9 protein-coding genes are annotated in these 9,616 nt (G+C 76.1%); 2 read left to right on the plus strand and 7 right to left on the minus strand.

Annotation, left to right across the window (positions count from 1 at the left end; translation table 11 throughout):
• Window positions 1-40: 40 nt before the first annotated feature.
• The 3 genes from rpsO to KZX45_RS17625 form a co-directional block, all read right to left on the minus strand.
• Entirely contained in the window at window positions 41-310 is a 270-nt protein-coding gene (gene rpsO, locus KZX45_RS17615) for a 30S ribosomal protein S15 (protein ID WP_248259063.1), read from the minus strand.
• Between the two features lie 93 nt (window positions 311-403).
• Window positions 404-1,039: a response regulator transcription factor gene (locus KZX45_RS17620; RefSeq protein ID WP_248259064.1), complete on the minus strand. Its 636-nt coding sequence runs from the start codon at window positions 1,037-1,039 to the stop codon at window positions 404-406.
• Window positions 1,036-2,202, minus strand: a complete 1,167-nt coding sequence (locus KZX45_RS17625; protein WP_248259065.1) for a sensor histidine kinase — start codon at window positions 2,200-2,202, stop codon at window positions 1,036-1,038. The genes KZX45_RS17620 and KZX45_RS17625 overlap by 4 nt, the downstream gene beginning before the upstream one ends.
• A 178-nt stretch (window positions 2,203-2,380) precedes the next feature.
• Between KZX45_RS17625 and KZX45_RS17630 the strand changes: the two genes are divergently transcribed.
• Complete coding sequence (locus tag KZX45_RS17630) at window positions 2,381-3,469, plus strand: ABC transporter permease (protein ID WP_248259066.1); 1,089 nt, start codon at window positions 2,381-2,383, stop codon at window positions 3,467-3,469.
• 12 nt (window positions 3,470-3,481) lie between these two features.
• Entirely contained in the window at window positions 3,482-4,261 is a 780-nt protein-coding gene (locus tag KZX45_RS17635) for an ABC transporter ATP-binding protein (RefSeq protein WP_248259067.1), read from the plus strand.
• Here the strand turns inward: KZX45_RS17635 and KZX45_RS17640 are convergent.
• The 4 genes from KZX45_RS17640 to infB all read right to left on the minus strand — a co-directional run.
• Window positions 4,158-5,189 (minus strand): bifunctional riboflavin kinase/FAD synthetase, encoded by a 1,032-nt coding sequence (locus KZX45_RS17640; RefSeq protein ID WP_248259068.1) that lies wholly within the window; start codon window positions 5,187-5,189, stop codon window positions 4,158-4,160. The genes KZX45_RS17635 and KZX45_RS17640 overlap by 104 nt on opposite strands.
• Before the next feature lie 115 nt (window positions 5,190-5,304).
• Window positions 5,305-6,312 (minus strand): tRNA pseudouridine(55) synthase TruB, encoded by a 1,008-nt coding sequence (gene truB / locus KZX45_RS17645; RefSeq protein WP_248259069.1) that lies wholly within the window; start codon window positions 6,310-6,312, stop codon window positions 5,305-5,307.
• Complete coding sequence (gene rbfA / locus KZX45_RS17650) at window positions 6,309-6,899, minus strand: 30S ribosome-binding factor RbfA (RefSeq protein ID WP_308221764.1); 591 nt, start codon at window positions 6,897-6,899, stop codon at window positions 6,309-6,311. The genes truB and rbfA overlap by 4 nt, the downstream gene beginning before the upstream one ends.
• A gap of 116 nt (window positions 6,900-7,015) precedes the next feature.
• The coding region (infB, locus tag KZX45_RS17655) for a translation initiation factor IF-2 (protein ID WP_248259070.1) at window positions 7,016-9,616 on the minus strand (2,601 nt) is incomplete at its 5' end.

Consider the following 9,616-nt stretch of genomic DNA (forward strand, 5'->3'; position numbering starts at 1 on the left):
ACGACCGGCCCGGACCCGTGGGTCCGAGCCGGTCGGGGGATCAGCGGCGCAGGCCGAGCCGCGCGATGAGGCTGCGGTAGCGCTCGATGTCCTCGGCGGCCAGGTACGCGAGCAGGCGCTTGCGCTGACCGATGAGGAGCATCAGACCACGACGCGAGTGGTGGTCGTGCTTGTGGGTCTTGAAGTGCTCGGTGAGGTCCTTGATCCGCCGGCTGAGCAGCGCGATCTGGACCTCCGGCGAACCGGTGTCACCCTCGTGGGTGGCGTACTCAGTGATGATGGACTGCTTGACGTCGGCAGCGAGGGCCATTGGTTCTCCTGGTAGGTCGTTGCACGGAGCACCGGGGCATGTTCTCCCGGGCATGACACATCCGTGGCCGGCTTGACGGCACTGGCCAGAGTATCAGGCCCGCAGGATCCCCCGCGAGCGGGCCCGTGCCACGGCCGCCGTGCGGGACGTCACGCCCAGCTTGTCGTAGATGTGGACCAGGTGGGTCTTGACGGTGGCGCGCGAGAGGAACAGAGCCGCGGCGATGGCCTCGTTGGAGTCCCCCAGGGCGAGCCGCTCCAGCACCTCCACCTCGCGGGCGGTGAGGGCGGTGGCGGGCGAGCGGAGCCGGTCCACGAGCCGCTCCTGGACCGCCGGGCCGAGCGCGGTCCGACCCGCGGCGGCGGCCCGGACCGCGGCCACCAGGTCCTCGGTGGGGGCGTCCTTGAGGAGGTACCCGCCGGCGCCGGCGTCGAGCGCGGCGACGACGTCCGCGTCCGAGTCGTACGTGGTGACCACGACCACGGGCGGGCCGCCCGCCGCGCGCACCCGCCGGGTGACCTCGACGCCGCCGAGGGCCCCCGGGCCGAGCTGGAGGTCCATGAGGACGACGTCGAACGCGGCTCCGCGCGCGAGCTCGGCGAGCAGGTCCTCGCCCCGCGCGAGGTCGGCGACCACCTCGATGTCCTCGCCCGCTCCGAGCACGGCGCGCAGGCCGGCCCGCACGACGGGGTGGTCGTCGACGATCACCACGCGCACCGGCCCGCTCACACCGGCACCTCCGCGGCGACCGCGGTCCCCGCGCCGGTCGTGGACTCCACGTGCAGCGTGCCGCCGAGCTCCTCGACCCGCGCCGACATCCCGGCCAGACCCCGGCCGCGCCCGGCGGCACGACCGGCAGCCGGGTCGAACCCGCGCCCGTCGTCGACGACGTCCAGGGCCACGGCGTCGCCGAGGTAGCTCAGCGTGACGGTGGCCCGCCGGGCCCCGGCGTGCTCGGCGGTGTTGGCGAGCGCCTGCTGGGCGACCCGCCAGAGCGCCTGCTCCACCTGCTCCGGCAGGGGGTGCACGTCGCCGGAGGTGCGCACGTCCACCGCGAGCCCGGTGCGTTCGGTGGTCCGCGCCGCCAGGGTGGTCAGTGCGTCGGCGAGGCCGGCGCGCACGAGCGGGGACGGCAGCCCGCGCACGAAGGCGCGCGCCTCGGCGAGGTTCTCGGCGGCGGCCGTGCGGGCGGTGGCGACCAGGTCGCGGGCGCGCGCGAGGTCCCCTCCGGCGAGGGCGACGTCGGCGGCCCGGAGCACCAGCTCGATCGAGGTCAGCCCCTGGGCGAGGGTGTCGTGGATCTCCCGGGCGAGCCGCTCGCGCTCAGCGACGACGGCGTCGGCGCGCTCGCGCTCGGCGAGGACGGAGCGGGCCTCGACGAGGTCCTGGAGCAGCAGTCGGCGCTCCTCCGCCTCGGCGATCACCGCCCGCACGCCGAGGACCACGCCCACGCAGACGGCGGCACCGATCACGGGGCCGAGCACCGCTCCGGCGGAGGCACCGGTGCGGGACGTCCCCACGGCCACCGTGACGGCCGTGGTCGCCGCGACCGCGACGACGCCCGCGACCGCGGGGAGCACGTGCAGCTGGACCAGGAAGACCGGGAACGCCAACCAGAGGCCCGCGGGGGCGGCCAGGGCCGCGGCGACGGCGAGAGCGGTGAGCAACCCGGCCCATCCCAGCACGGCGGGGCGGACCGCAGGCCGCGCCTCGCTGCGGACCACCCCGCCGAGGGCGAACCGCCCGACGGCGTACACGAACGCGAAGGCGGCGCCGAGGGCCGCGGGGACCCCGCCGCCGGCGGCGACGAGGACGCACAGCACCACGACGAGCGCGTCCACCCCGGCCTGCATGGCGCGCGCGGCACCGCGGGCGCTCGGCAGGGCTGTCACCGGTCCAGCGTACGAGGGCCCCGGGCGGCGGCGGATCGACCGAACGGTTGACCCGGGCCTCGACCGGACGGCCGCGCCGGACCGACCGCGCCGGCGATGTGCGCGGGATGGGCGCGCGGCGAGGCTGGGAGGGGCCCGGAGAACCGGGTCGTCCCCAGCACCGACCGGGAGCACCGCCATGTTCGTCGCCCTCCGCGACCTCCGCCACGCCTCCGGGCGCTTCGCCCTCATGACCGGCGTCGTCGTCCTCATCACCGTCCTCGTCACCTTCCTGGCCGCTCTGACCGCAGGTCTGGCGCGGGAGTCCACCTCTGCGGTCGCCGACCTCCCGGCCGACCACCTCGCCATGTCCGCCGTCGACGGTGAGGTCTCCTTCACCGCCTCCCGCGTCGGCCCCGAGGTGTGGGAGGCCCTCGCCCGCGAGCCGGGCGTGGAGGCGGCCGAGCCGCTCGGCATCGCCACCGCCCGCGCCTCGACCGGCGCGGGCGACGCCCGCACGGCCGCCACCGTCACGCTCTTCGGCGTGGAGCCCGCCACTACCCTGCTGCCGCCCGGCGCCACCGCCCCGACGGCGGGGGCGGTCGTCCTGTCGGCCGGGGCGGCCGAGGACCTCGGTGCCGTGCCGGGCGACCGGGTCTCCCTCGCGGGCCTGGACCTGGCGGTGGCGGCCGTGCCCGACGTCGACGCCGCCTACTCCCACACGCCGGTCGCGTGGGTGACCCTCGCGGACTGGCAGACGGTCGGCGCGGGCGGGAGCGCAGAGGGCCCGTCGGCCACGGCCGTGGCCCTGCGCACCGACGGCGCCGACCTCGCCGCGGCCGACGCCCGGCTGGGCACCACGACGGTGACCCGCACCGACGCGCTGACCGCGATCGGCTCCTTCGCCGCGGAGAACACCTCGCTGCGCATGATGCAGGGCTTTCTCTTCGCGATCTCGGCGCTGGTCGTCGGCTCGTTCTTCACCGTGTGGACCATCAACCGGTCCGCCGACGTCGCCGTGCTCAAGGCGCTCGGCGCCTCCACCGGCTACCTCCTGCGCGACGCCCTCGGCCAGGCCCTGGCGGTGCTGACCGTCGGCGTCGGCGCCGGGGCGTCGCTGGCCTCCGCCGCAGCCGTCGCCCTCTCCGTGACGGTGCCCGTCGAGGTCTCCCCCGCCACCGCCGTCGTCCCCGCCCTCGTCCTGGTCTGTCTCGGCCTGGTCGGCGCCGCCCTGGCCCTGCGCCGGCTCGCCGCCGTCGACCCGCACGCCGCCCTCAACGCCAGCTGAAGGAGAACTCCCATGACCACCACCGGTTCGAGGCACGGCCTCGTCCTCGACCGCGTCCGTCTCACCTACCCCGACGGCGCGGCACGGCTCACCGCCCTCGACGGCGTCTCCATGGTCGTCCCGCCCGGGACCACGACGGCGCTGCTCGGCCCCTCCGGCTCGGGCAAGTCCAGCCTCCTCGCGGTGGCGGCCACGCTGACCGTCCCCGACGCGGGCCGCGTCGTGGTCGGCGGCCTCGAGGTCGCCGCCGACGGCGGGGCGCTCCCGCCCGGGCGCCGGGCCGAGCTGCGCCGCACCCGCATCGGCATCGTCTTCCAGCAGCACCGGCTGCTGCCGAGCCTGACCGCGCTGGAGCAGCTGACCCTGGTGGCCCATCTGCAGGGTCGCCGGCCGCGGACCGCCGAGCGCCGGGCGCGGGAGCTGCTCGCGACGGTCGGGCTCGCGGACGAGGCGGACCGCCGGCCGCAGACCCTCTCGGGCGGTCAGCGCCAGCGGGTCAACATCGCCCGGGCGCTGGTCAACGAGCCCGACGTGCTGCTGGTGGACGAGCCCACGTCCGCCCTGGACCACGAGCGCGGCGAGCAGGTGGTCGAGCTGGTGACCTCGCTGACCCGCGCGACGGGTGCCGCCACGCTCCTGGTCAGCCACGACGCGTCCACGCTCGGCACGGTCGACGCCGTGGCGCGGATCAGCGGCGGTCGGGTGCTCGGGGCGCCGGGGCCGGCTTTGCCGGCACCTGCGGCGTCGGCACCTGCGGGGCCGGCACGCCGAGGATCTGCGCGCTGCGGATGACGTCGTCGGCCATCTGGTCGAGGAGGGCGGGGATCCCGTCGAAGGCGACCATCGGCCGCAGCCGCTCGACGAGCTCGACCACGACCTCCTCGCCGTACAGGTCGAGGTCGGTGCGGCCGAGGACGTAGGCCTCCACGGTGCGCTCGACGCCGTGGAAGGTCGGGTTGGTGCCGACGGAGATGGCCGCGGGCAGGCGCTTGGAGGTGCCGTCGTGCGGGGCGTGCTCGGGCCGGATGAGCCAGCCGGCGTAGACGCCGTCGGCGGGCACGACGCCCAGGTCGTCGGCGTGGAGGTTCGCCGTCGGGTAGCCGAGCTCGCGCCCGCGTTTGGCGCCGTGGACGACGACGCCGCGCACGCGGTGCGGCCGTCCGAGCACGTGGGCGGCCCCGGCGACGTCGCCCTCGGCGAGCAGCTCGCGGACCCAGGTGGAGGACCAGCGCCGGCCCGTCTCGGGGTGGGCGATGTCCTCGATGATCTCCACGCCGAAGCCGAGCCGGCGGCCCAGCTCCGCCATGGTGCGGCGGTCCCCGGTGTTGGCCCGGCCGAAGCGCACGTCCTCCCCCACGACCACCACGTGGGCGTGCAGGAGGTCGACGAGGTAGCGGCGCACGAACTCCTCGGGCGTGGACCGGGCGAACTCGAGCGTGTACTCGAGGACGAGCACGGCGTCCACGCCCGTGCCGGCGAGGCGCTCCAGCCGGTCGGTCAGGGAGCTGATGAGGACGAACGGCTCCTCCGGCCGGTGCACGGTGGCCGGGTGCGGGTCGAAGGTGACGGCGACGGAGGTGAGCCCCGCGGCCTCCGCCTCGGCGACGGTGGCGGCGAGCACCACCTGGTGCCCGCGGTGCACGCCGTCGAAGATCCCGAGGGTGGCCACGGTGGGTCCCAGGTCGGCCGGGACCTCCCCGGCTCCTCTCCACACCTGCACGCGTCGTCCTCCTCCGTGCGCCGTCCGGCGCGCGTGGTCGACTGTATCTCCCGACGGCGGGTCGCCCGGCACGCGCCCACCGTCCGCCCCGGCGCCGGGGCCGGCGGCCCCGGGGCTACGCGGGGTCGAGCACGAGCACCGGGCGGGCGCTGCCGCCGCGGTCCTCGAGGAGCGCGACGACGTGGCCGTCCGGGGCGAAGGCCGCGGTGACGGACGCGGGTCCCCCCGGGCCGCCGTCGGCGTCGGTCGCCGTCAGCGCCTTGCCGAACCGGACGGCAGCCGTCTCGCCGTCGTCGAGCTGCCGGGCCCGGAAGCAGGCGCGGGCCGCATCTGTGAGAGACATGACAGGGAGCCCGCGGGGCTCGGGGGCGCGAGCGTCGTCGACGACGTCCGCGACGAGCTGGTCCACCGTGCGGGCGTCGGCGAGCGAGAAGGGCCCGACCTGGGTGCGCCGGAGCGCGGTGAGGTGGCCGCCGGTGCCGAGCGCCTCGCCGAGGTCCCGGGCCAGCGCCCGCACGTACGTCCCGGACGAGCACGCCACGACCACGTCGAGGTCGACGACGCTCACGCCGTCGGCGGTGGTCGCCCGCGGCGGGGCGGTGAGCTCCAGCCGGTGGATCGTGACGGTGCGGGCCGGCAGGTCGACGTCCTCCCCCGCCCGCACGCGGGCGTACGAGCGGCGGCCGTCGACCTTGATGGCGGACACGGAGCTCGGCACCTGCGCGACGGTGCCGCGCAGGCCTGCGAGGGCGGGCTCGAGGGCGGTGGGGTCGGCCGCGCCGGCGCCGTCGAGCAGCGCGGCGGCGCCACGTGCCTCGGTGACCTCGCCCTCGGCGTCGTCGGTGAGCGTGCGCTGCCCGAGCCGGACCGTGGCGGTGTAGACCTTGTCGGCGCCGACGAGGTAGGTCAGCAGCCGGGTGGCCCGCCCGACCCCGAGGACGAGCACCCCGGTGGCCATCGGGTCGAGCGTGCCGGCGTGCCCCACCTTCTTCGTCGCGGCGAGCCGGCGGGTGCGCGCGACGACGTCGTGGCTCGTCCAGCCCTGGGGCTTGTCGACGACGACCAGGCCGTCCGCGGCCGTGACCGCGCCGCGGGGGATGTCAGGGCGCGCGGGGGCGGTCACCGGGCGGCGGGCGGCTCGTCGCCGGTGCGGTCGACGGCGTCGCCCGGGCTCGTGACGGCGTCGCCCGGGCGGTCGGTGGCCGCGTCGGGGGCCTCGACGGCGTCGCCGAGGGCGTCCTCGAGCTCGCCGACGTCGAGGTCGCCGGACTCCTCGTCGAGGTCCTCCTCCTCGCCCGGACGGCGGTAGGGGTCGGCCTCGCCCGCGTAGCTCGCGCTGGCGGCCATCTCGGCCAGCCGGGCGTCCCGGGCGGCGGCCTCGCGGAGCGCCTCCTCGAGGCTCGCGGCGGTCTCGGGGACGGCGTCGGGCACGAACTCCAGGGTCGGGGTGAGGCGGATGCCCGTCTGCTTGCCGACCTCCGAGCGGATCAGGCCCTTGGCGGAGGCGAGCGCGGCGGCAGAGGCGGCGCGCTCCTCGTCGGAGCCGAGCACGGTGTAGAAGACGGTGGCGTTCTGCAGGTCGCCGGTGACGCGGACGTCGGTGACGGTCACGAACCCGAGACGCGGGTCCTTGATCCGGGTGTCGAGCATCCGGGCGACGATCTGCTGGATGCGCTCGGCGAGCCGGCGGGCGCGGGGTGCGTCGGCCATGGTGAGTCTCCTCTCGGGGCGCGGCGGCCGGCGTGACCGCCGCCGCGCGGGTGGGGGACCGCGACGGCCCCGCGGGCACTGTATCCGTGCACCGCGGGGCCGTCCCGGTAGGGCCGTCAGGCCCGGGGCTTCTCGCGCATCTCGAAGGTCTCGATGACGTCGCCCTCCTGGATGTCCTTGACACCGCCGAGGCCGATACCGCACTCGAAGCCCTCGCGGACCTCGGTGACGTCGTCCTTCTCGCGGCGCAGGGACTCGATCGTGAGCTTGTCGGCCACCACGACGCCGTCGCGCGTGAGGCGCGCGCTGGCGTTGCGGCGGATGAGACCCGACCGCACGATCGACCCGGCGATGTTGCCGAACTTGGAGGAGCGGAACACCTGGCGGATCTCCGCGGTGCCCAGCTGGACCTCCTCGTACTCCGGCTTGAGCATCCCCTTGAGGGCGTCCTCGACGTCGTTGATGGCGTCGTAGATGACCGAGTAGAACTTCAGGTCCACACCCTCGCGGTCGGCCAGCTCGGCGACCCGCTCCGCGGGGCGCACGTTGAAGCCGATGATGACCGCGTTGTCCACGGTCGCCAGGTTGACGTCGTTCTGCGTGATCGCACCCACACCGCGGTGGATGATCCGCAGCGCGACCTCGTCGCCCACGTCGATCTTGAGCAGCGAGTCCTCCAGCGCCTCGACGGCACCGGAGACGTCGCCCTTGAGGATGAGGTTGAGGTTCTCGACCTTGCCCTCCTCGAGCGCCTTGGTGAAGTCCTCCAGGCTGACGCGCTTGCGGCGCTTGGCCAGGGTGGCGGCACGCTCGGCGGCCTCACGCTTGTCGGCGATCTGCCGGGCGGTGCGGTCGTCGGGGGCGACGAGGAAGCTGTCGCCGGCCCGCGGGACGGACTGCAGGCCCAGCACCTGGACGGGGAACGAGGGCCCCGCCTCCTTCACCGGCTGGCCGCGGTCGTCGAACATCGCACGCACGCGCCCGTGGGCGGTGCCCGCGACGATCGCGTCCCCGACGTTCAGGGTGCCGGACTGGACCAGGACGGTCGCGACGGCGCCGCGACCCTTGTCCAGGTTCGCCTCGATGGCCACGCCGCGCGCGTCCTTGTCGGGGTTGGCCCGCAGGTCCAGGGCGGCGTCCGCGGTGAGCAGGACGGCCTCGAGGAGGTCGTCGATGCCCATGCGCTGCTTGGCGGAGACGTCCACGAACATCGTGTCGCCGCCGTACTCCTCGGCCACCAGGTTGTACTCGGTGAGCTGCTGGCGGACCTTGGCCGGGTTGGCGCCCTCGACGTCGATCTTGTTCACGGCGACGACGATCGGCACGGCGGCGGCCTGGGCGTGGTTGATCGCCTCGACCGTCTGCGGCATCACGCCGTCGTCCGCGGCCACCACGACGATGGCGATGTCCGTCACCTCGGCACCGCGGGCACGCATGGCGGTGAACGCCTCGTGGCCGGGGGTGTCGATGAAGGTGATCGCGCGGTCCTGGCCCTCGTGGTCGGTGCGCACCTGGTACGCGCCGATGTGCTGGGTGATCCCGCCGTGCTCCTCGGCGACGACGTCCGTGGACCGGATGGCGTCGAGGAGCTTGGTCTTGCCGTGGTCGACGTGACCCATGACCGTGACCACCGCGGGACGCGGCTCCAGCTCGTCGTCGCCCTCGCCCGCGATCTCCGCGTCGAGGTCGATGTCGAAGCTCTCGAGGAGCTCGCGCTCCTCCTCCTCCGGGGAGACGACCTCGACCACGTAGCCGAGCTCGGCGCCCAGCGCCGCGAACGTGTCCTCGTCCAGCGACTGGGTGGCCGTGGCCATCTCGCCGAGGTGGAACAGGACCGTCACGAGCGACGCGGGGTTGGCGTCGATGCGGTCGGCGAAGTCGGCCAGCGAGGCGCCCGCACGGATACGGACGACGGTGCTGCCGTCCCCGCGGGGGACCTGGACGCCGCCGAGCGACGGCGCCGACTGCTGCTCGAACTCCTGGCGCTTCGCACGCTTGGACTTCCGCCCGCGGACCGGGCGGCCTCCTGCGCGACCGAACGCACCCTGCGTGCCGCCGCGACCGCCGCGACCGCCGCCGCCGCCGGGACGACCGGCGAAGCCGCCGCCACCGCCGGGAGCGCCGCCGGGACGACCGCCGAAGCCGCCGCCACCGCCGGGAGCGCCACCGGGGCGACCACGACCGCCGCCGCCGCGTGCCGGGGCACCCGGCCGACCGACCGTGGTGTGCCCGGGCATCATGTTCGGGTTCGGGCGCGGGCCCCCGGGACGCGGGGCCGGGCGCGGACCTGCCGCCCCACCGGGACGCGGGCCGGCGGCGCCGCCGGCACCACCGGGGCGCGGGCCGCCGGTGCCACCCGGGCGCGGCATGCCCTGGGACTGCGCGAAGGGGTTGTTGCCCGGGCGGGGACCGCCGGGACGCGGGCCGCCGCTGCCGCCGCCGCGGGGCATGCCCTGGGACGGGGCGAACGGGTTGTTGCCCGGACGGGGAGCGCCCGGACGGGCGCCACCGGGACGCGGTGCACCCGGACGGCTACCGCTCTCGCGGGGCCTGTCGGCGGGCTTCTCCGCGGGGGCGGGGCGGGCACCCGGCTTGGGGCCGGGACCGGCGGCCGGACGGGCAGGCGCGGGCGTCTGCTCGGCGGGCGCCGACGGGGCCGGGGTCTCCGGCGCGCGGGCGGCGGGCGCCTCGGGCGCGGGCGCCGCCGGGGCCTGCGG

This window comes from Georgenia sp. EYE_87, from assembly GCF_023148685.1.
Taxonomy (GTDB): domain Bacteria; phylum Actinomycetota; class Actinomycetes; order Actinomycetales; family Actinomycetaceae; genus Georgenia.